General features: G+C 68.4%; 20 protein-coding genes. 12 read left to right on the top strand and 8 right to left on the bottom strand.

Translation table 11 applies throughout. The features are described from left to right. Positions 1–119: 119 nt before the first annotated feature. From BN1555_RS28905 to BN1555_RS28895, 3 genes are read left to right on the top strand one after another with little or no spacing between them, the layout of a single operon-like run. Positions 120–1,049: a Scr1 family TA system antitoxin-like transcriptional regulator gene (locus BN1555_RS28905; RefSeq protein ID WP_093802099.1), complete on the top strand. Its 930-nt coding sequence runs from the start codon at positions 120–122 to the stop codon at positions 1,047–1,049. Beyond that, entirely contained in the window at positions 1,046–1,552 is a 507-nt protein-coding gene (locus tag BN1555_RS28900; protein ID WP_093802098.1) for a hypothetical protein, read from the top strand. Before BN1555_RS28905 ends, BN1555_RS28900 begins: the two co-directional genes overlap by 4 nt. A gap of 57 nt (positions 1,553–1,609) precedes the next feature. Further along, the gene (locus BN1555_RS28895; RefSeq protein WP_093802097.1) at positions 1,610–2,053 is read left to right on the top strand and encodes a hypothetical protein; all 444 of its coding nucleotides are present in this window, start codon (positions 1,610–1,612) and stop codon (positions 2,051–2,053) included. 532 nt (positions 2,054–2,585) lie between these two features. Here the strand turns inward: BN1555_RS28895 and BN1555_RS28890 are convergent. After that, positions 2,586–4,052 (bottom strand): peptide deformylase, encoded by a 1,467-nt coding sequence (locus tag BN1555_RS28890; RefSeq protein WP_093802096.1) that lies wholly within the window; start codon positions 4,050–4,052, stop codon positions 2,586–2,588. Between the two features lie 122 nt (positions 4,053–4,174). Between BN1555_RS28890 and BN1555_RS28885 the strand changes: the two genes are divergently transcribed. The 7 genes from BN1555_RS28885 (at position 4,175) to BN1555_RS28855 (ending at position 12,236) form a co-directional block, all read left to right on the top strand. Continuing rightward, positions 4,175–5,569 carry a class I SAM-dependent methyltransferase gene (locus BN1555_RS28885; protein ID WP_141662894.1) on the top strand — a complete coding sequence of 465 codons (1,395 nt, stop codon included), beginning with the start codon at positions 4,175–4,177 and terminating at the stop codon, positions 5,567–5,569. Positions 5,570–5,653: 84 nt separating this feature from the next. Beyond that, on the top strand, positions 5,654–6,403 hold the full coding sequence (locus BN1555_RS28880) for a uracil-DNA glycosylase family protein (protein ID WP_218058206.1): 750 nt from the start codon (positions 5,654–5,656) through the stop codon (positions 6,401–6,403). A 60-nt stretch (positions 6,404–6,463) separates the two neighbouring features. Further along, positions 6,464–7,240, top strand: a complete 777-nt coding sequence (locus BN1555_RS28875; protein WP_141662893.1) for a nucleoside 2-deoxyribosyltransferase — start codon at positions 6,464–6,466, stop codon at positions 7,238–7,240. A 76-nt stretch (positions 7,241–7,316) separates the two neighbouring features. Next, a complete protein-coding gene (locus BN1555_RS28870; RefSeq protein WP_255306222.1) occupies positions 7,317–9,095 on the top strand; it encodes an AMP-binding protein in 1,779 nt (592 codons plus the stop codon). Continuing rightward, positions 9,092–10,228, top strand: coding sequence for a beta-ketoacyl synthase N-terminal-like domain-containing protein (locus BN1555_RS28865; protein ID WP_093802093.1), 1,137 nt, complete (start codon positions 9,092–9,094; stop codon positions 10,226–10,228). Before BN1555_RS28870 ends, BN1555_RS28865 begins: the two co-directional genes overlap by 4 nt. Then, on the top strand, positions 10,225–11,238 hold the full coding sequence (locus BN1555_RS28860; RefSeq protein WP_093802092.1) for a beta-ketoacyl synthase N-terminal-like domain-containing protein: 1,014 nt from the start codon (positions 10,225–10,227) through the stop codon (positions 11,236–11,238). The genes BN1555_RS28865 and BN1555_RS28860 overlap by 4 nt, the downstream gene beginning before the upstream one ends. After that, on the top strand, positions 11,235–12,236 hold the full coding sequence (locus BN1555_RS28855) for a thioesterase domain-containing protein (RefSeq protein WP_093802091.1): 1,002 nt from the start codon (positions 11,235–11,237) through the stop codon (positions 12,234–12,236). The genes BN1555_RS28860 and BN1555_RS28855 overlap by 4 nt, the downstream gene beginning before the upstream one ends. A 65-nt stretch (positions 12,237–12,301) precedes the next feature. Here the strand turns inward: BN1555_RS28855 and BN1555_RS28850 are convergent, their stop codons facing one another. Beyond that, positions 12,302–12,691: a hypothetical protein gene (locus tag BN1555_RS28850; protein WP_093802090.1), complete on the bottom strand. Its 390-nt coding sequence runs from the start codon at positions 12,689–12,691 to the stop codon at positions 12,302–12,304. 380 nt (positions 12,692–13,071) lie between these two features. Between BN1555_RS28850 and BN1555_RS28845 the strand changes: the two genes are divergently transcribed. Next, positions 13,072–14,316, top strand: a complete 1,245-nt coding sequence (locus BN1555_RS28845; protein WP_255306221.1) for a phosphotransferase enzyme family protein — start codon at positions 13,072–13,074, stop codon at positions 14,314–14,316. A gap of 172 nt (positions 14,317–14,488) precedes the next feature. On the opposite strand, the gene BN1555_RS28840 is transcribed toward BN1555_RS28845, so the two are convergent. Both BN1555_RS28840 and BN1555_RS28835 read right to left on the bottom strand, forming a co-directional pair. After that, positions 14,489–15,010 (bottom strand): NUDIX hydrolase, encoded by a 522-nt coding sequence (locus BN1555_RS28840; RefSeq protein WP_093802089.1) that lies wholly within the window; start codon positions 15,008–15,010, stop codon positions 14,489–14,491. Positions 15,011–15,246: 236 nt separating this feature from the next. Then, on the bottom strand, positions 15,247–15,630 hold the full coding sequence (locus tag BN1555_RS28835) for an NUDIX domain-containing protein (RefSeq protein ID WP_255306220.1): 384 nt from the start codon (positions 15,628–15,630) through the stop codon (positions 15,247–15,249). A gap of 215 nt (positions 15,631–15,845) precedes the next feature. Between BN1555_RS28835 and BN1555_RS28830 the strand changes: the two genes are divergently transcribed. Further along, complete coding sequence (locus tag BN1555_RS28830; protein WP_093802087.1) at positions 15,846–16,748, top strand: aminoglycoside phosphotransferase family protein; 903 nt, start codon at positions 15,846–15,848, stop codon at positions 16,746–16,748. Between the two features lie 87 nt (positions 16,749–16,835). Here the strand turns inward: BN1555_RS28830 and BN1555_RS38565 are convergent, their stop codons facing one another. The 4 genes from BN1555_RS38565 to BN1555_RS40695 all read right to left on the bottom strand — a co-directional run bounded on the left by BN1555_RS38565 (position 16,836) and on the right by BN1555_RS40695 (position 21,064). After that, positions 16,836–19,004, bottom strand: coding sequence for a hypothetical protein (locus BN1555_RS38565; protein WP_141662892.1), 2,169 nt, complete (start codon positions 19,002–19,004; stop codon positions 16,836–16,838). A gap of 164 nt (positions 19,005–19,168) precedes the next feature. Then, complete coding sequence (locus tag BN1555_RS28820) at positions 19,169–19,504, bottom strand: helix-turn-helix domain-containing protein (protein WP_093802085.1); 336 nt, start codon at positions 19,502–19,504, stop codon at positions 19,169–19,171. Continuing rightward, positions 19,501–20,586 carry a site-specific integrase gene (locus BN1555_RS28815; protein ID WP_369689037.1) on the bottom strand — a complete coding sequence of 362 codons (1,086 nt, stop codon included), beginning with the start codon at positions 20,584–20,586 and terminating at the stop codon, positions 19,501–19,503. Before BN1555_RS28815 ends, BN1555_RS28820 begins: the two co-directional genes overlap by 4 nt. A gap of 31 nt (positions 20,587–20,617) precedes the next feature. Beyond that, positions 20,618–21,064, bottom strand: coding sequence for an NUDIX hydrolase (locus BN1555_RS40695; protein ID WP_255306219.1), 447 nt, complete (start codon positions 21,062–21,064; stop codon positions 20,618–20,620). Positions 21,065–21,113 lie beyond the last annotated feature (49 nt).

The raw sequence follows: 21,113 nt of genomic DNA, 5'->3' as shown, positions 1-21,113 counted from the left end.
CGTCCTGGGTACCGCCGTCCGGCGGCCCGCGTACCTGGAGCCCAGACGGCACAGGCCCTGTTCCTGGGCTACCAGGAGCCCACCAGCCTTCTCCCGACGGCGCCCGCAGCGGTGTGCCCATGACCACCGGCACCCCCGTCCCCTCACCGTGCGCACCGCACTGCAGCACCCCCTCCCTGCCGCCCTTCCTGGTCGGCGCGCTGATGCGCCACCACCGAACGCGCGCCGGGCTGAGCTGCCAGAAGGCCGGGGACGTCGTCGGGGCATCGGCCGGCAGGATCGGCGAACTGGAGAAGGCCCGCTGCCCGGTGTCCGCCACGACCGCGCGCAGCCTCCTGACCTCCTACGGCGCGCCCGCCTGCGAGGTGCAGCAGGCACTCGCGCTCCTGGCCCACGTCGGCCACCAGCACCAGCTCGACGACTTCACTCCGTCCCAGGTGTGGCTGGACGCGCTCAGAGCCAGCTCCCGGTCCGTCCTCGTCTACAGTGCCGGACCTCTGCCGGCGTCCTTGCTCACCCCGGCAGCTTCACCAAGGCCCGCCGCCCCCGGCCAACGACCAGCGGCACCGGCCCGGTGCCGCACGGTGCTGCTCCTGCACGAGAGCGTGCTGGACCGGGCACCCGGCGGGCCTGCGGCCGTCGCCCACTTGTCCCAGCTCGTCCGCCTGGCGGAAGACGGGGTCATCACCGTTCGCCTGGTGCCGGGACAACTCGCCGCGCCCGCCGCACCGCTGGTCGAGTTCACGTGTACAGCATGGGGCTGGGCCGGAAGCCACGCAGAACTCCTGCGCCGCCAGGTCTACCTCGCCCATCACCCCTGCGGCACGCGAAGCAGCGTACGCAACGGCCTTGCGGCGACGGCCGAGCACCAGTTGCTGGCCGAGGCCGCCCGCACAGCGCTGCCGTCCCGGTGGAGTCTCCACCAGCTGCGCCAAGCCGTCCGTGCCCAGCAGCAGCCCTCCACCTCGACCGGCGGCCCCCGCACCGTCCGGCCGGTGACCCCGGGTCCTGCTCCGGCGTCGGGCGGCCGCACAAGGAGGTCGGCATGAGCCAGCTCCTGGAGACCGCCCCTACCGCCCACGCGCTTCCTCCCCTTGCCCGGCGCTCCACAACGGCACCAGCCCGCGCCCTGGCTGACGAGGACTGGCCGCTCTCGCGTGCCGAGCGATCCCGCCGGCTGCGCGCCCTGCGGCTGAGCATCCTGCGGTCGCTCACCGCAGGTGTCACTGGCCGCCCCAAGGTTGCGCTGTATGTCCTGGTCAGGGACGGCGGTGATCCAGGTGAGCGGCGTGTGGTGGCGCTCGCCCATGCCGAGCGGGCGGGCTTTGAGGTCACCGAGACCTTCGTCGACGACGCCTGGAAGAGCGACCCCGAGGGCCGACCCGTCCTGGCCCGTGCCTATGCGGCGCTGCGGCGCAGCGGGTTCCACGGCCTCGTCGCCGCCTCGCAGGTGGACATCTCCTCGTGCAGCTCCGTGTACGAGCAGGAGCTCCACCGGCTGCACGCAGCAGGCGGCTTCCTGCACCTCGCCCTTGATGAAACCCAACTCTGACCAGGAGCAGTCATGCCGCTGTTGCGCTCCTGCCGTCCCGATCCGACAAGGACACGCATGCGCCGCGCCTCCTCCCCGTACGGGGACCCCTACCTCGCCCTGCCGTCCTGGGTACCGCCGCCCGGCGGCCTGCGTACCTGGGGGTGCGGTGAGTATTTCGACGCCGTACGGCTCCCGGCCGCCCTCGCGCCCCCGCTGATCGCCGTGCTGCAGGCCGCCGGCGGACGCGGGCCGGTCCTGGCCGACCCCTACAGCGGCAGCTGGCACATCCTGCTCAACCCGGACACCGTCCGGCCCGGGCCCTGGGCCCGTCACGGGATACGCCTTCTGCGGTCCGGGACCCGCCTCACGGTCCCGGCCGCCCATGTCACCGCCGGCACCGATCTGCACTGGCACACCCCGCCCGGCATCGGTTACACCTCCGCCGAGCTGCTCGCCGAGGCCCTCACCGCTCCCCCCGGCAGCACCGGCACCCCGCGCTCCATCAGGGCCAGCCGGTGACCACCCGCGCCTTCACCAGCACGCCCGGCCCCCTTCCCGCGCCCGGCCCTCATCTGGCTGGCGCCCTCCATACGTCTCCCCCCTTCTCTCTCCCGAAGCACCCTCTGTGACAACGGCATCCGAGACCCGCAGCCCGTCGGGACGATCCGGCGGCAGACCCAAGGGACAGCCCCTCGCCTTTCTGCTGGCGGGCGAAGGCATCGGCTATGCGGGGTCTGCCGTCCACAAGGTTGCCCTCCCCGCCCTCACGGTCCTCTACCTCGACGCCACACCCGGCCACCACGACGAGGCCAAGCGGTTCGTTCTCACCGCGAGGCGCGAGTTGGTGGAGATCGGCTTCTGCCAGTGGATCGCCGGCAGCCTGGAAGTGCTCAGTCAGACCGCGGACGCACACTCCCTCTACACCCACGCCCTGAAGTACGCAATCATCAGCCTCTTGGAGGAACAGCGCCTGCCCCGACGGCTGGAGGCTGCTGGGGGCCGCCTCCGCAATGCCAGGACGGCCTGCCAGAATTCCGCCCTTGTCCAGGGCTTATTGGTAGGTCCAGTTCTGTCCGGTGCCGCGGTATTCCTCAACGGGGATCGGCTGGGTGCCTGGGTCCATGCGGGTGCGGTAGAGCCTGCCGTTGAGGTGGTCGACTTCGTGCAGGACCAGGCGGGCCAGGCCATGTTCGAAGCGGGTCAGGCGGGGCGTTCCGTCGATGTCCGTGTGGCTGATGACGATGTGGAGGGGCCTGGGGACGAGGCCCCGTACGTCGAAGAAGCTGAGGCACCCCTCGTACTGGCGATCGGTCTCGGTCGAGGTTTCCACGATGGTGGGGTTGAGCAGGACGATCGGACTGGAGTCGTCGCCAGGTGGGACAACGACGGCGGCGGCGCGGCCGAGGCCGATCTGGGGCGCGGCGATGCCCATGCCCTTGCCGAAGTCGTGGAGCCTCTTGACGCGCGCGATCGCGTCGTGGAGTTCGTGGACGATGCGGCGGGCTTCGTCGGCCTCGGCAGGCAGGTTGAAAGGTTGGGCGATTGTCTGGAGGAGGACGTCGCCTTCCTGGACGATGCCGGCGGCGGCCATGAGGGCGCTGGGGGTGGGGGTGTTCACGGGCTCGCTCTCTGGAAGGTGTGCGGTCTTCAGCCGCCACTCCATCCGGTACCGGGCGTGGAGGGGCGGGTCAAGGGTCGTCCAGGTGTAAACGGTGTGGTCTGCGTCGATGGCTTGGGTGGGGGGCGTGCGCAGGGGCGCGAAGCTGGCGCTGAGGGAGGTCTCGGTGCCCCAGACGGTGGGCTGGAAGTCAGTGGGGAAGGACAGGCTGACGGTGAGCTCGCGGGTGGGGAGCCGGACAGCTCGCTGGAACCAAGGGCCCCATTTCTCGGCGCCGACGCAGTACGAGTAGGAGATCTCGGCTTCCTGGCCGGGGTAGAGAGGGAAGCGGCTCGTTGGGTTCTGGAACTGGAGCCACACCTCCTTGAACGCGTCCCGGTCGTGTTTGACGGTCCAGCCCATCGGCTCGTCCGCGCAATGCGCCGTGAGCTGGAGCTCTTCCCATGTCAGAGGGTCGCGGCGGTAGAGGGCGTTGGACCGTTCCGGCTCGGAGGGGTATCGGTCGACGGCGATTCGTACGAGGTATCGGGTGACGGGCTCGGTGCCGTTGTTGTGCAGGAGCCTGCGCATGCTGAGGTGGAAACGTCCGTCGTCGTAGCGAAGCGCCGCCTCGTCCTCCAGGACCAGCAGGCCGCTGCCGGACGGCGGGTCGTTATGCTCGGCCGCGTGCGGGGAGGCGTCGGTGCGCTGCCATGCCCGCCACAGCGCTCCGCCGGCGTCCAGTTCGGTGTCCGCCCGGCGGGCGAGCTGGGAGCTGCCGTGTTCCCGGCCGGCCTCAAGGTGGCTCACGTACGAGGGGTCGATGTTCAGGCGCTGGGCGAGAGCTGCCTTCGACAGGCCCCGCACGCTGCGCCAGTGCGTGAGTTCCGCAGCGAACGTCGCCCGCTCCTCCCTCTCCAAGGTGGCTCTCCCCTCCGCGAGTTGCTGACGATCGTGAGTGAGCGCTCCTCATGGTCGCCTCATCCTGCCCGGTTGAAGCCCAATGGTGCTAGGCAGCGGTCCCGGCAAGGATCCCGGACGTCGTGGTCATCGTCCTCCGACCGTTGCCGCAGCGACCTCACCCGAGGTTCACGTTTCATGTCACCGCGAAGGGTGCCGGTGATGGTGATCACCTGCTCGGTTCTGCCAGCCAACAGGACGCGCCGTTCCGCCGACGGACAGAGGCCCACATGAGCCCGAACAGTACCTACTGGATGAACTACGCCATTGGCGCCGCAGAAAGGGCTCCGTACCGAGGTCGGCGAATCGGCGTCGCCCTCGTTTCGGAACACAATGAGTTGATCTGCTCCGCCTTCGAGGGCGAAGCAGCCGGCGGATCCTGGTACCGCACTCTGCGGAGCAAGATTCAGGAGCTCGGAACGCCCAGCGTTCACAGCGCATATCTGACCGTCAACACCCTGTCAGCAGACGGCTCGTTCGAGCTCGGCGAACTCCTGAAGGAAGTGCGTATCGACAGGGTCTACGTCGGCCTGCCAGACCCTGCGCTGACGACGTACCTCGACGACGATCCCGTCACTGCGCGAGGCCATATCCACCGCTTCTCCGACGATTTCCAGCGTCAGATTCTCAAGCATAACCACGACCTCTACGCAACGAGCGAGCAAAGTATCGACTGCAACCCCCACTACTCCACACACCGCATCAGTGAAGCCGTCTCCACCCGGTTGACGTCGAGGGGGTTCGCCCTCACCAGGAGCGATGTCAACGCGAACAGGGGAAGGTCTGCGCTCGCTTCTCTCATTCACCAGAGGTACGGGATCGAGCCTGAAGAGGCTGATCACGCCGTAGGCGCCGCACTGTCCGAAGCGTTCGATGCAAAGTACGGCGCCTATGACCACGCGTACGACGCTCGCGCCGCCAACGCGAGGTGGATGGACGACTTCATGTCGGTTTACAGGCAGTCGTCCCCACATACGCTGCCCAGCGTCAACATCCTCAACGTCGGCGTCGGGGCCGGCCACGAAGCGGTCGCCCTGTTTTCTGATTGCCCGCAAATAACATTCGTTGACATCGCAGAAAGCGGCCTTGCAAACATAAGCCGACGCATTCCCGCGTCCAGAACGGTCGTCTCCAGCGCCGAAGATCTGTCCGCACTATCGGAAAGGAGCTACGATCTTTACGTCTCCTTGAGGACGTACAACTCCTCGTTCTTCGACACGTTCGCGGCAGCCTCAGAAGCCCACAGGGTATTGAAACCCGGCGCGGTGATTATCGTCTCCGTAGCCAACGGATTCTTATATACTCAGCGGGGCTGCGTCGTCCCAGGATTGATCATCCCCGGTACCGAGTTCGTCGACCTCTATCGCGGAATGGACACGGCCAATCTGATTGGCGCGGAGTTCGAAAGTGCCGGGTTCAAAGACATTCGAATGCGCCCGACAAGCACCGAGATCTATCTGTCGGCTGTCGCCGCCTGACGCTTCCCCAGTCGGTCGCTCCCGGCGAGGGCCGGGAGCGACCGGACTGTCCAGAGTGACCAGTGAGAAGGAAGGACTTCTGCAATGAGCGGGCAAACGACCGTTGCCGATCGGATCCTGCAGTTCAACCAGGAACTTGCGGAGACGACGCTTGAACTGCCGCCCGGATTCGCGGTCCTCAACCCGTTCAGCGGCCCCCAGAAGGAGCGCGTCCACGAAGTGACGACCGCGTTCTACCGCAAGTACTACGACGACGACAGGCCGCGCCGCCTGGTGCTGGGAAGCTCGCCCGCCCGACGGGGCACGGCCGTGACCGGAGTCCCGTTCGAAGACGCCAAGCTCCTCGAAAGCGAAACGGGAGTCGATGTCGACGGCTATGCGGTGAACCGGCCCTCCGCCGGATTCCTGCACGACGTCATCAGTCGCTACGGGGGCCGGACAAGGTTCTACGCCGACTTCGTCATGAGCTTCGTGTGCCCTCTCGGACTGGTGAGAACGAACCCCCAGAAAAGGGAGGTCAACTGCAACTTCTACGAAAACAAGAAGTTGCTGGAGCTTCTTCATACATTCCTCGTGGACGCTCTGGAGCGTCAGGTCACATTTGGAACCGACACCTCGGTGTGCTACTGCATCGGCAGCGGCGAGAACTACAAGTTCCTCTCGAAGGTGAACGAGGGCAGCGCTTCTTCAAAAAGATCGTGCCCCTGGAGCACCCGCGCTTCATCACGCAATACAACGGGGCGAGAACAGAAGAATTCGCCGAGAAGTACCTCAGCGCTTTCCGCGGAGAAGGCGACTAGCTGCGCCGCCCTCCACAGCGCCTCTCTCGGCTGATTACCCGCAGGCTGACGACTCCCAACGCGACGGATCGAAAAGAAGGAGAACAGCACAGTGGTGACAGAAGGCAGGGTCCTGGTCCACTTCGGTTCGGAACGCGTCAGCGTCCACCGCCTCCAGAGCGGCGAGCTGCAGCTGCTCGCGAGGGAGCGGCTTCCCTTCGGAGCCGGCCTCACCGGCGTGGCGCTCGCGGACAGCGTCGGCGAGTTCTGCGCCGGACTCAAGGAGTTCACCGAGGCCGTTGACAACAAGAGCACGCGGGTGCACGCCACCGGGGTCTTCCAGCAGCTCCCGCAGCCGGAAGCGGCCACGCTGGTCAACAGCTTCTACGTCGACACCGGCCTTTACTTCAACATCGTGAGGCCCGACCTGGAACGGTTCTACCTGGACACGGGCATGTCCGCCTGCGGCTCGAGCGACATGGTGGCAGGCCTGATCCGGCGGGAGTTTCGGACGGCAGTCGTCTGCGGCAGCTTCCAACAGTCCCTGGGGCACATCGAGGGCACCATCACCCAGCTGCGCGAAACCGGCACCCAGGTGCTCAGCCCCCGCAGCACCAGGATCAAGCCGGAGACCGAGGGCACCGACTTCATCCTCTTCGACTACCAGGACTTGCTGAAGAACGAACGCGACACGTGGCGGCACAAGTACGTGCACATGGACGCCTTCAGGCAGGCCGACGCTGTCGTCGTGTGCAACCCGGGCGGTCGCGTCGGAAGCGGCACCGTCTTCGAGCTCGGCTTCATGTCCGCGCTCGGTAAGCGGGTCATCTTCACGGAGGAGCCCATGGGCGTGTCTGTCTCCTTTCCCTGCGAGGTGGGCCTGGGCGCCTGAGCAACCCGCGGAGGGCTGCCGCGCCTCACCCCGCTCCCGCTTCTCGGCTACGAAGATTCGGAAAGGACTCCCGCCGGTGGAACACATCGACATAGCGCGCGACAGACTGCGAGAGATCGTGGCGTCTGTCCTTGAGGTGGAAAAAGAAGCCATCGCGCCTGGTGCCCAGTTCTATGAGGAACTCGGCATGAGCTCCCTGGAGAAGGTCGAGGTCGTGGTCGCGGTCGAGCGCGAGTTCGGAGCCCTGTCCGCGCAGGAAGCGGCAGCCTTCACCAGCTTGGACGCCGCGGCGGCCGTGCTCGGCGAGCGGGCGAGGACCCTCCGGGACGTCGATCTGATCGACCGCTTGGTGGCGGGCCATGTCCGCGCCGGCCGGGGTGACCGGGCCAGCTACCTCGACCCCCAGGCCGGGGAGATCACCTACGCGGGCCTCCTGGAGGCAGCCCGCGGGTACGCGGGCGCCCTGCGGGTCGCCGGCATACCCGAAGGCGCCCGCGGGCTCCTGGTCGCCGACGACTCCGTGGCAACCGTCGTCGCCGTCCTCGGTCTGTGGTGGCACGGCTGCGTCCCGGTGGTGATCAGTCCGGCGCTCACGGACGACGAAGTCCGCTACATCGCCGACGACTGCGCCGCCGCGATGGTGCACCTGGACGCGGCCTCCGCGCGGCAACGCGCCCTCGAGGAGCTGTTCGCCACGACCCCCCGGTTCTCCGGCGCTGACGTCCGCGCTGCTCTGGCGACGGCCAAGGCCGGCCTCGCGCACCTCCCGCAGGAGGCCGGGCTCCCCGCCGCGTGGAGCGTGGGCCGTGAGGCGCTCGTGCAGTACACCTCCGGAAGCACTGGCATGCCCAAGGGGGTGCGGCACTCGGCGGGAGCGATCGCGGCCATGGCCGACGGCATCGGCACCGTACTGGCGCTGACTCCCGAGGACACCGTGCTGTCCAGCGCCCGGATGAGCTTCGGCTACGGCTTCGGCAACTCCGTCCTGTGCCCGCTGGCGGCCGGCTCCCGCGTCGCGCTCATCCGCGGCCCGGTCGACGTCCACTCCCTCACCGCCGCGATGCAACGCCACCGGCCCACCGTGCTGTTCTCCGTCCCACGGCTGTACGCCGCGCTGCTGAACTCCTCCGAGACGACGGCGCTCGCCACCGGCTCCGTGCGGCTGTGCGTGGCGGCGGGCGAGAATCTCCCGGGCCCGCTCAGCGAGCGGATCCGCACCGCCTTCCAGGCCGAACTGCTCAACGGCCTCGGCGCCACCGAGGTCCTCCACATCGTCGTCGGCACACCACCGGGGACCGGGCGCCCGGGCACCTTCGGAATCCCGATGCCCGGGATCACCGCGACCGTCCGCGCCGCGGACGGCGCGCCCGTCGCCGACAGCCACGAGGGCCGGCTGCACATCGCCGGGCCGACCGTCGCCCTCGGCTACATCGGCCGACCGGAGGCCGCAGCGCTCACCTTCGCCGACGGCGGTGCCTACACCGGCGACGTGGTGCGCCGTGCGCCGGACGGCACGTTCACCCATCTGTGCCGCGTCGATGACGTGCTCAACCTGGGCGGCTACAAGGTCGTGCCGAGCGAGATCGAGGGCGTCCTGCGCGTCGTGGAAGGAATTCAGGACTGTGTGGTGGTCGGCGGCCGCGACGCCGACGGCCTGGAGCAGGCTGTGGCGTACCTGGTGGCCCGGCCGGGATCCGACTTGGCCGTGGTGCGGCGCGCGGTGCTCGCCGCGATCCGTGGCAACCTCGCCGCCTACAAGCGGCCCGCCCGTCTGGAGTTCCGCGACGAGCTCCCGACCACGTCGACCGGCAAGTTGGCAGCCTTCGAGCTCCGGAAGGCGGCTGCACAACCGTGACCTGGGACATCACGGGCATGGCCGCCGTCGCCAACATCGGTGCCAGCCCCGAGGAGATATTCGCCGCGTTGTGCGCGGGCCAGGAGAGCCGCAAGCCTCTGCGAGCGTTCGACCCCGACAAGTACAGGGCGGCCTACGCCTACGAGATCGACGACCGGCCCGAGGGCGGCGGCGACATCCCGCGGCGCGCCACGCGCTGGCTCACCACCGTGGTCAGTCAGGCGGTCGCTGACGCGGGCCTGGGCGAGGACCTGTCGCAAATACCCGTGCTGGTCGGGACCACCATGCGCGAGCAGCGCAGCCTCGAACTGTGGTGGCGTGACGACGCGGACGTCGCCCTCGAAGACCTGCACTTCGGCACCGCCCTGAAGGCGGCCTTCGGGGCGTCCACCACCTACACCTTCGCCAACGCCTGCTCCGCCACGCTGTACGCACTCGGCCTGGCCACCGACATGATCGAGGCAGGCATGGCCGACACGGTCGTCGTCGCGGGCACCGACGCCGCCACCGAGAGCGGCTTCGGCACGCTCGACCGGGTGCAGAGCGACATCCCCGACGCGCTGCGCCCCTTCGACGCCAGGGACAAGGGCATGCTGATGGGTGAGGGCGCGGCGGCCGTCGTCGTCCAGCGCGCCAGCACCGAGAGTCGGCCCGTGCACGCCCGGGTGCGCGGTGTGTCCATGAACTGCGACGCCCACCACGCCACCGCGCCCGACCCCGACGGCATCACCCGCGCGGTGCTCGACGCCTACCGCAGAGCTGGGGTGCGGGCCCGCGACATCGACCTGGTGATGCTGCACGGCAGCGGCACCCCCCTCAACGACGCGACGGAGTCGAGCGTCCTGCGCCGCATCTTCGACGGCGCCGGACCCGGCCCGCGGATGACCGCCATCAAGGCGATGACCGGCCACACCTTGGGCGGCTCGGGACTGCTCAGCCTCGTGATGGCGGTGCTCGCCATGAAGGAAGGAACGGTCCCCCCGGTCCTGGGACTCACCGACCCGATCCCCGAGGCCACCGGGCTGGGCCTGGTGCAGGGCTCCCCCGCCCCTGGCGACCTGGCCATCGCGCAGATCGACGCCTTCGGCTTCGGAGGCATCAACGCCGTCGCGATCGTGGAGGCAGCCAGATGAGCACGACGAGCACCACACGGATGAGGAACCCGAACCTCCGGGAGGTCGCCGTCACGGGCATCGGACTGGCGCTCCCCGGTGTCGCGACGTACGGCGACCTTCTCGGACCCCTGCCCGGCGAGGGCGGCTTCGACCCGGCTACTGGACTCAGCGGACGCGAGCTGCGCCACAAGGACCGCGCGTCCCGGCTCGCCCTGCGCGCCGCCGAGTTCGCCCTCCACGACGCGAACCTGACCGACGCCGACGCCACGTTCACGGGCGCGGCTGATGCGACCGCTGTCGTGGTCAGCACCAACCTGGGCAACGCGGACAGCGTCTGCGCAGCCACCGACACGATCGCCAGAGAAGGCGTCAGGGGCCTCAGCCCGCTGGGCCTGCCTCAGACATCAAGCAACGTCATCGCCGGCTGGGTGGCCATCCGATACGGGCTGCGTGGCCCCAACCTCACGGTCTGCAACGGCGTCACGAGCGGTCTGGATGCCCTGGCCTGGGCCCGGAATCTCATCGTGGCCGGGCGCGCCGAAGCGGCCGTTGTCGTCGGCGTCGAACCAGCCAACGACGTGACGGCGAAGTTGCTCGGCGAGCAGTCCACCGACGCGGCGGTCGCCGTCGTCCTCGAACCGGCGGACGCAGTCGCTTGCCGTGGCGCACGGCCGCGCGCCACGATCGCCGGGTACGCACGGGCCGGGGACCTCGCCGCGGCGCTGGCCTGCGCCGGTGTGGCGGAGGAGGAATCCGTCGGACTGTGGCTCGGGGACGAGGCGGGTGCCGGGGCGGGCCAGCTGCTCGCAGGCACGCGCCGGATCGACCTGGAAGCCCAGCTGGGCCCGCTGTCCGGGGCGCTGGGCGTCCTGCAGTGCGCCGCCGCGGTTGCCCACTTCCAGGGCGGCGCCACCGGGAACGTGCTCGCCGCGGCCGGAGGCCCTCGCCACGACGCGGCAGCCGTCCTGCTGCTGACCCCACGACCGACCACTCGTCCATCCACGCAGGAGCCGGGGGAACACCCATGACCAGTGCGACCGTGAACATCGAGGATCTCCGTGCCCTGATAGCCGGCGTACTGGAGATCGAACCCGAGGAGGTCACCGACGAGGCGCACTTCACCGACGAGCTCGACATCGACTCGCTGCTGATGCTCGAGATCTCAACCCGCGTGGAGAACGCGTACGATGTCCCGGAGAACACCGTGGTCATCAGCGGTGCCAGGACCCTCGCCGAGCTGCACGCCTTCGTCATCTCGAAGCTCGTCGGCAAGACGTCGGCCGGGCCGGTCATCCGCCCGAGGCCGCTGAGCGACCCAGCGGCGCGCCTGTTCCTGTTCCACCACGCCGGCGGCTCACACCTGCTCTACCGAGGCTGGGCGAAGCACTTCCCCCAGGACTGGGAACTCTGCCTCCTGGAGGCCCCCGGCCGAGGCCACCTGCAGACACTCCCGCTGATCGACGACTGCGACCGGCTGGTCGACTACTTCCACAACGCCATCGCTTCCCTGCTCGACCGGCCCTTCGGGTTCTTCGGCCACAGCCTGGGCGCCCTCATCGCCTACCAGCTCACCCGCCGGCTCCATCACGAGGGGGACCCGCTGCCCACCTGGCTGGGTGTGTCCGCCTACGGCGCCCCCCGAGTCGAGGCCGGCGCCGACGGCCGTCCTCACCTGATGTCCGACGACGAACTGCGCGGCTGGCTGCGGAACGTGGGCGGCAGCCAGCCGCAGCTCCTCGACAACGACGCCGTCTGGCCCACGTTCGCCCCGGTGTTCCGCAGCGACTTCAAACTCCTGGACACCTGGGCGCCTCCCCTCGACCCCGAGCCGCTGCCCGTTCCGCTCTCGGTGTTCGGGGGCCGCCGCGACAGGCTGATCAGCGAGGACCGACTGCTCTCCTGGCAGACGTTCACCACGCACTTCCGCGGACTCGAGAGGTACGAGGGTGACCACTTCTACGTGATGGACCACCGGCAGCCTCTCGCTGCCGCCATCACGGCCGCGATGCGTTCCGCCGCTGCATGAGCTCGCCTTCATCACCACGCCGCCCGCTGGGTGATCAAGTCCAAGAGGGTGCCTGCGGCGGGCCCTCAGGCGCCGGGGTCGACTTCGGGGTGCGTGAACCGCACGGGCCTGCCCAGGGACCGGGCGTAGGCGATTTCGGAGCGGGTGCTGTCTCCGATGTAGTCGCCGACCACGAGCACCTCGTCGGCGAGCAGGATCTTCGACCGGTGCAGCTCGTCGAGTCGAACCTTCAGCGCCTCAGCCTCGACAGGATCGGACCAAAGCTCGTGCGGCGACTTCAGGTCGCAACCCGGCTTGACGACAATCCTCCCGGCCTTCGTTTCTCGCACATCGGCCTCAGCCATCTCGGCCATGAAGCGAGTGGAGCCGCAGATCGCGACGATAGGCGGGAAGCTCAGTTGCCTCTTCGCCTCGGCGAGCTTCTCCTCGGGGATGGTGACTTGCGGGGACGACACTGGTTCCTCCTGGTGATGCGGCCCGAGGGGTGCCTGCGGAGACGAGAACGAAGGCGTCCAAGATCATCTTTTGGTGAACGACGTGGACACCCGCGCGCCCGCACTCTATGTGACGAGCACGCCAACGTGGTGCCGCGCCGCCCGCTGGCCAGCCCTACGCCTCGCCTACGCGATGCCAGACCGGTCACTCTCGCCACGAGAAGCCGGTGTCGGTTGCCGCGTTCGGCACCTCGATCAGCCGATTTATGCGGCAGGGCTCCGCGGTGTCGGCTTGGCCGACCGGTTCCCCGTCGGCAGTTGGTGGTGGTGCCGGGTCGGGCTCGGGTATTGCCACAACCCGAACGAGGGTGGCGCAATCAGATGACCGCGTTGACGGGGCGGTGTCCGCCGGCGACCTTGCGGCCGAGCTGCACTTGGCGCGGTCCGCCGCAACTGGCGGCCGCGATTCATGCCCGAGTCCGAATCGAACCGACCGCCCGCTGCCCGCTCACCATCTGAGCACTTCGCTGCGCTTCGACGAGGAGACCATGTCCACCGCATCTCACCAACCCGCCACCAACCCTGCCGCCTCTTCCGCACCCGGCCGCGCCGCAGAGGAGGAGCTGATCATGGCGGTCGCCGACACGCTGGTGCTCGCGTACGGACTGCACCCGGCAGACATCACGCGTATCCCGGAGGGCACCGCGACGGACAACTACGCCGTCGTGGACCAGGCGGGCCGGCGGCACTTCGCCAAGGTCTACCGCACTCGAGAACACCTGGATCTGGAGCGGGCGTCGGTCGCACTGTCCGAGTACTGCGCCGACGGAGGTGTCGCGACCGCGCGGGCAACCCGCACGCGCGAGCACGACCTCATCGCGACCCGCGGCCCCCTGCCAATGTCCCTGTGGTCGTACGTGCCGCACACCGCGACCGCCGAAGGCGGCCTGAGGGGTGCACGGTGGGCAGCCGTCGGCACAGCGATGGGCCGCCTCCACAGTCGGCTCGCCGCTCACCCCGCCGCCTCACGCACCCTGAAACCTGGCGCCGCGGTGTGCGACGTGGCCGCCTCACGGGACCGCTTCGAGCGTCTGATCCATGCGTACCAGCAGAAACCACGGCTTGGTGAGTTCGAAACGTGGGCGCTGCAGGCGGCGCGTGAGCGGCAAGCCATTCTGGGGGACGTCGAGCGCACCCTCGCTTCGCTTCCACGGCTGACCGTTCAGATCCTGCAGGGCGACATGGCCGGCCCCAACGTGCTGTTCAACAACGACGGGGTAGCCGCGATCGTGGACTTTCGACCGCCCGCACCCGGGTACCTCGCCTGGGAGATCGCACGTCTTGGGTGCGACCCCAAGAGCGTGCTGGACAACAGTGCGGAGAGCTGGCTCACCGGGTACACCGATCTCACCCTGGCCTACCGGGAGGCCAACCCGAAGGCGTCCGCGGACGACCTCTTGTTCTCGCTTCGTGTCGGCTGTGCAGCCATGCTCTGCTCGGCCTTTCCGCTGTCGGTACCGGTGGAAAGGCCGCACATCGTCGACGCCGCGCTTGAGGCATATGGGCAGGTGCGGCACGAGGCGGCTCTGATGCTGCTGGACCGGCTACCTGTGATGGAGGAGGCCCTGCATGAGGCTCTTCGCTGAGTTCATGACCTCCATGGGCGTCGTAGCAAGACGCAACCCCGGACAGCGAACTCGCCTGTCTGGGCCTGCTGTAGCAGTAGGGCACTCAGGGTCGGCCAAGAGCGCAGAGGCCGGCGCGCCGAGCCCGGGGTGGAACCGGGCGGCGGCCGCGGCTAGGAGAGCGGGGCGGCGATCATCTGGTGAGTTGGTCCACCCGAAGCAGGTCGTCGGGGCTGATGTGGATCGCGGCGATGTTGGCGAGCCACTGCATCCACACCGGCTCAATGCCGGGGGCGGCCTCGAACTCGGCGTCTGTGATGCGTCCCTGGGCGTAGGCGACCGTCCGGTCTGCCAGCTCCTGGAGAGCGTCGGGAGCGATCCAGCGGACGTTCTTCGTCTCGCGGGCACTCGGGGTGAGGTGGCCAGTGACGGTGGCCTGGTAGACGGTCCAGTCGTGGCCGGTGCCGCGTGCGCCGGGAAGGCGGCGGCATGGGTTGTCCCGCCAGGAGCCGGTGACGTGCGTGAGGCCGGTAACGGTGAGGCCGAGTTCTTCCTCAACCTCGGCGCGGCCCGCGTCCTCGGCGGTCCCGTGGTCGTCGATGTGGCCGGCGGCAGGTGCCGTGCCGGGCGGGAAGGTGGCGCGGTCGAACATCAGGTAGCGGCTCTGGTGATCGGTGATGATGATGCCGACCGAGGTGTTGTCGCAGGTCTTCATGGTCTCGTTCCCCGTGGGCGCTGGAGGTCAGGCGGCTACGAGCAGAGGATGGCGATCCTGGCCGAGGCCACCGCCGGGACCAAGCCAGACGACGTCACGGTGACGAGTTGGCTCGTGATCGTCGCCGAGCTCCCGGAGGAGGCGTGACGCCGATCGCGCCCACCTCAGTGCTCTCTACGACGGGATGCTCCCTGCCCGTTGGCTGGCCGCCACGAAAGGTTCCGGTAGCGCAGGGGTTACCTGATTCCGGTCGATGTGGTGACCGCCCGCGCGATCCGGGGTCCGACGAGGCGCTCCGCCACTTCAAGTGGGTACCAGGCGGCGCCGGTCACCTCGGACTCCTGGATACGCCCGACCTCGGCGTCGGCCGTCGCGAAGGCATAGCCGATGTCCAGGTGGTAGTGGTCCGGCTCGTCCTTCGCGGGCCTGGCCGGCACCTGGCCGAACTCGACGTAGGCGGGGTGCATCGAGACGGGAACGACCTGTTCGGGGTCGATGCCGGTCTCCTCGGACAGCTCCCGCAAGGCTGCGCCGACCAGCGTCGTATCGGTCGGCTCGAGATGACCGCCCGGCCCCCCGCGCGGGTTCGCGGAATCTTGGCGGGTGTGAGCGAGAAACACGCGCGTCAGGTTCTGCAGAGTAGTCGAGTCTGCGGTGGGTTCCTCTGGGCTTATGGCGGCGGTCAGCTGGTCACCGTCGATAGTCCTGAGTGCTGTGCGGGATGGTTCGACGAGATCACTCTTCACGCTCTGTGACGATTGCAATGTTGTGGGACGTGCACGGACCGTGGTCTTAGGATGCGCGAAGACTGCATCTACTACCCGCGGGAGACAAGTTGAAAGAGCTGGTCTGCGTCGCTCCAGAGGTTCGGGACCGGCTCGCCGTTCGGTTCGGAGCTGATGTGCTGGCCTGGTGTGATGAGCTGCCGGCTCTCGTGGACGAACTCGCTGCCCGCTGGGATCTGACGCTTGTCGCGGCAGGCGGAGGAGGCACCTCGCGGGTGTTCCGTTGCTTCACGCGGGACACCGGCGCCTCGGCGTGGCTGAAACTCACGCCGGAGCCCCTGATTGCCCGGGAGGAAGCCGAAGCTCTGCGGGCCTGGGCGAAGACGCCCTCGGTTGTCACGCTGCTGGCGCAGGATCTGGCCGTCGGGGCCCTGCTGCTGGAGGACGTGCAGCCGGGAGTTCAAGTGAGCCAGCGTGCATGGAATTTGGCCGAGGTCGCGGTGCTGCTGCGGGACCTGCGGGCCTCTGCTCCCGCGCCGGGTGAGCACTCGGCACTGGGGCTTCTCTCACACCGCGTCGACTTCGTGTTTGATTTGACCGACCGCAGGCTGGCAGCGGGCGACGTGAACGATCCGGCTGCCTCCGGGGTGCTTCGGCAGGCGCGATCGGCTGCCCTGGAACTCGCGGGCAATGGGCCTGTGGGACTCGTGCATGGTGATCTCCATCCGGCCAACGTGCTGTCTGGTCCGGGCGCCCGCATGGTGGCAATTGATCCGAGGCCGACGTGGGGCGACCCGGACTTCGACGCTGTGGACTGGGTGCTTGAAGGGGTTGCGGATCCAGCCGTGCTGGAGCAGAGGGTCGAGGAGCTGGCGGCGCTGGTTCCTGGCATGTCTCCTCGTCGTGTGCTGGGTTGGTGCCGAGCCCTGGCCGCCCTCATCGCGGTACCCAGAATGTGTGCGGGGCGGGACGACGCAGAGACTCGATTCCTCATGGCTCTAGCCGATGATTGAGTACTTCGTCGGCCTCAACCGGTCTCGTGCCACGCGGCCGTCGCGTCCGAACATGCGCAGCAGGTTGTAGGCCCGGGGCCGTTGCTGTCAGTGAAGCCGGTCGGGGCGCTTATCCGGATGGGCGGCATAGATGTAGGTCAGCGCAGTGTCGGCGGTGATGCCGAACACCCGCATGAGGTGGACTGGATCGACGGTGGCGCGGGCTTCGTCGACGATGCGATCGCGTCGCAGCTGGGTGAGGTTGATGCCCAGCGGCTTGAATATGCGCCATAGGTAGAAGGCGTCGACAGGTCCGGTCTCTGCGGCGGTCTGTTGGCTGATGAACAGGTGCGGATTGCGCGTTGCGGACCAGCGCCGGTGTCGTTCGTGCAGCCACAGGTTGAGGAGGCTGACGGTGACCTCGTCGAGGTGGATGACGCGAAGGCCGTGGCGGCGCCGGATGAGCAAGCGGCTGCAGCTCACGGACAGGTCGTCGACGAGGATGCGCGTGAGTTCGCGTTGGCCGACCGCGTGGATCGCGACGAGAGCCACGGCCAGGCGATCAGCGGCTCCGGTCGCGCGGTCGATGAGCCCGGAGACCATATCGCTGGGGAGCGTGCGCGGCGGCCGTGTGGGGCCGTGAGGCACGACGATGCCGCGGGTGGGGTCGCGAAAGATGGTCTTGTTGCGCTTGAGCGTGCGGAAGATACTGCGGAGCGCGATCCCCATGTGGCGTGCTGCCTCTCCCGTTTGGGCTTCGATTGCGGCGTCGACGTCGGCCGGGGTCACCTCGCGCAGTGTCCGGTAGCGTCGCCCCCACTCGACCAGGGCCGGGTGGGCATAGGTGAGGTAGTTCCTGATGGTGGCGTAGCGGGCGTGGGGCCGGCCGTTGCGGTCTTCCCTTCGCAGCAGCACGACCCACTCTTCGATCTCTGGGACGATGCTGGACGGCAGGCTGGCGATGATGCGGTGCGAGGCATGTTCACGTGGCTCGCTCTGGCGCGCGGTATCGGGGATGACCAGGCTGTTGTCGGCCAAGAATCGCAGCACCCTGCGGGTCCGCAGTCCCACTTCGTTAAGGAGCCTGATGTCCTGCTCGGGGATCGGGGCCGCGTTGCCGAGCCATCCGAACAGGATGCGAAGGGTTCTGGCGGCTGTGGAGAGGTTCTCGCTGCTCCAACCGTGCTCCTGGCCGTGGCACTTGAACCGATCCAGCATGCTGGCTGCCGCTGGTGACAAGGCATAGCTCTCCAGCGTCGTCCGCGCGTTCACCCAGTCCCGCCGGACCTTGAACAGTTCGCCTTGTCCAGAAACGAGCAGGTGGGGCGAGAGGCCGACGGACGTGCGGGCGGCGATCGCCTTCCTGTCGGTGGGGGAAGAGGGCTCGGTGCGTCGCCAGCTCAGCTGGATGGGACGTTCGGACAGCCCGACGGCGCTGTCGGCGAGCCATAGCTGGCACCAGTCGGTGCCGTGAGCGTCGATGCCCTGCTCCTGGACGTGCACGAGGCAGGTGCGGCACCAGCCATCGCGTATAGCCAGTGCAGGATGCTGACAGCGCCCACAGACGCCGGCGGAGTCAGGGCGGCTCAGTGCCCAAACCCGGCAGGCCCCACACATCTCTGCGGTGCCGCCGAAGGCGCCGCAGAGCGCGCAGCTTCGCGGTTCGCGCCCCGCGACGACGGTTGGCCCGCGTGGGGCGGGACGCAGCTCGCAATCCGGGTCGAGCAGTCCTGAGCGGCGCAGGGCCTCGGCGGCGGCGCCGGCGAACCGCGGCATGCAGGCCAGGACGGCGTCGTCGACCAGCGTCTTGCCCTCCGCCGCGGCCAGTGCAAGGGCAAGACGCACGACATCGCGGGCGACTGGGAGCCACCAGCCGGTGTAGCTGCGCTCTGCGACGAACTCGGCCAGTGCCGGCTCGACGGCGTCCAGGCCAAGGCTCGGACGGTCACGGATTCGGCTCGCGAAGTCGATGCTGATACGTCCACGGCACTCGAACAGGGCAATCTGCCCGGGAACGGCCGGTGGCAGGACGCGTGGATCGTCGGCGATCGGAGCGGGCCGCTGTGCCTTTGCCCACGTCGGAAGCTGATAACGGCCGTCGGAGTGCTTCCGATGCGGTCCGAACGGCGTCGCCGGACGCTTGGGCAGCCCATGGAAGATCAGAGTGAGCTGCACCGGCCGGGGGCTTGAGGGTGGGCTGAAGTACCAGTCGGCGTCAGTGGCAACGACCTCCTCGACGCAGGGCCGGCACAGGTCTTCCGGATTGACGAACCACACCCGGTCACAGCGTCGACAGGCGCCTTTGCGACGACCCGGCTTCGACCTGGTCTGGTGGCACGGCGAACAGTACGGCGGCTGCACCAGCCAGCCCCACCCCAGGCAGCCAGAGCAGTGCCCCACGCGTCCCGGTCGCTTCGGACGCTTCGGCCGTGTCCCCATCCTCAGTTGGGCGGCAGTGACCGCGGCGAGCGTCCGGCGCGAGGCACCGGACGCACTGCACCGGAGCTCTCCGAGCCGACCGCCTTCGGTGTCTGCTCGACATCGGCCGGCAACTGCACCTCGTGCGGCTCGGCCTCCAGGAGGTCGGAGACCTGGCAGCCCAGCGCGGCACACATCCGATCCAGGTCATCCAGACGCACCGTGACCGGCTTCCCACTCCACATCGCCGCGACCTTGCTCAGCGACGGGCTGAACCCGACCTGCCGGAACGCCACCAGCAGATCCGACGGACGCCAAATATCGCGTTCCGCTGCCGCCCAGCGCAGCTTCCACTTCACCGCAGACTCCCCTTGTCCACCTGCAGACGCTGTACCGCACGGTTAGCCGCCTGCATGCTGGCCAGCTCGGGATCTCCCTGAGCCGTTCTTACGTATCGAACCGTGGTCGTGGTCCATTCGTGTCCAAGGACCTTTTGAACCTCCCACAGCGACATGCCCGACTCGTAGTAGTGCGTCGCGCAGGCATGCCGTAGAAGATGCGGATGCAGTCCGGACACCGGGCCGGTCAGATACCGGTCGGAGGCCCGGCCCACGGCCTTGCGGAAGGTCGACGGCGTCACTGTGGGGGCCACCTTCACATTGAGCATCGCGACGTTCCCCGGCAGCCGCTCCGATGGCCACACCGGCGCCAACGGGTGTTCCGGGTCGTCGCAGAAGGAGCCGCGAACCTCCTCGACGTACCACCACAGCAGTTCGCGGCCGGTGGCGAACATATACGCCTCCCGGGGCCGCGGCCCGGAACGACGGGCCCCCTTGCCCATGACCTCGAACCGCCCGAACGATCCGGCTTCCCAGTGCAAGTCGCTCATCGTCATCCCGCACAACTCCGAGGCCCGCACCCCGGATATGTACGCCAGCTTCGCCATCGCGTAGTCGCGGCAGGCCACCGCGAACTTCCTGGCGTTCGGCAGATCCGCGCGCCAGGTCGCGAAGAACTCACGCATCGCACGGGCCGACGGCGGGATCCGCTGGGTGTAGTCACCGCGGTGTGCCGGCCGGTTGAACGGATCGACGGGCGATTCGACGACCGCGCCGAACCGCCGGAACACCTCCCCGCCATAGCGCTGTTCCAGGAACGCGTAGTAGTGATCGATCCGCGTCATCTTCTGGCGCACCGTCGCGCCCGCCCGCTTGCCAGGCCCGGCGAAATACTGATCTACATGCCGCGGCGTGATCCGCCACGGCGGCAGGTGGTAGTAGTCGCAGACTTCGACGACGGGTCGGATCAAGTTCTCCAGCGTGGAGGCCGCAAGCCCCGCCACGTCGCGAGACCACTGGTACTCCGCCAGCGTGTCGATGAAGAACCGCTCCTCGTCCTCTGTGGAAACCTGCGCATCCGCACGCCGCTGCAGTAGCACCACATCGGCCAAGCCAGGACCGGTCGCGCCAAGATCAGGCCCGGCTGCGGTGGCCTGTCCAGCCGTGGGCGGCACGAGGGTGAGGGGACTCCTGGATTCCGACACAGACGGTGAGATTACAGGAGTGACTCCTGGATTTCAGGAGTTCGGCCGAGATTCCAGTACGGCGTCGATGTGGCGGCACCTGCACGTCTGACCTGCCGCTACACGTCGGCATGCTGACTGAGGTCTTCTTCGAACCCGCGCGTACTCCAGTTTGCAGAGTGATCCCGTACGCAAGGTGTTCGATCAGCAGGATCTCTGCGCCGTCGCGAACCAGCAGCGCGCCGGCGGTGACGTGCATCGGGAAGGTCCGCCGCGAGGCGAACCCCCGGCCTTCGGCCAGGAGCCGCAGCGGCTCAGCGAGCTGTCCGGCCTCCTGCGGGTAGCGCTCAAGGTAGGCGTCCAGCACGGCCGCGATGTCGGAGTCAGCGATCGCCACAGGTCATCGCCCTCCCTTCGGCCCGAGGAGGGGTTCCGCCGGGACCGGC

Source organism: Streptomyces sp. Wb2n-11 (assembly GCF_001049855.1).
Taxonomy (GTDB): domain Bacteria; phylum Actinomycetota; class Actinomycetes; order Streptomycetales; family Streptomycetaceae; genus Streptomyces; species Streptomyces altiplanensis.
Note: the sequence above shows the minus strand (reverse complement) of the source record. Positions and strands in the feature narration are given on the sequence as shown.

Excerpts from the sequence above, each read along its gene's own strand:
- BN1555_RS28860 (WP_093802092.1), top strand. The coding sequence starts at position 10,225 with ATGAGCACGACGAGCACCACACGGATGAGGAACCCGAACCTCCGGGAG.
- BN1555_RS28900 (WP_093802098.1), top strand. The coding sequence starts at position 1,046 with ATGAGCCAGCTCCTGGAGACCGCCCCTACCGCCCACGCGCTTCCTCCC.
- BN1555_RS28905 (WP_093802099.1), top strand. The coding sequence starts at position 120 with ATGACCACCGGCACCCCCGTCCCCTCACCGTGCGCACCGCACTGCAGC.
- BN1555_RS28855 (WP_093802091.1), top strand. The coding sequence starts at position 11,235 with ATGACCAGTGCGACCGTGAACATCGAGGATCTCCGTGCCCTGATAGCC.
- BN1555_RS28880 (WP_218058206.1), top strand. The coding sequence starts at position 5,654 with ATGAGCGGGCAAACGACCGTTGCCGATCGGATCCTGCAGTTCAACCAG.
- BN1555_RS28895 (WP_093802097.1), top strand. The coding sequence starts at position 1,610 with ATGCGCCGCGCCTCCTCCCCGTACGGGGACCCCTACCTCGCCCTGCCG.
- BN1555_RS28840 (WP_093802089.1), bottom strand. The coding sequence starts at position 15,010 with ATGAAGACCTGCGACAACACCTCGGTCGGCATCATCATCACCGATCAC.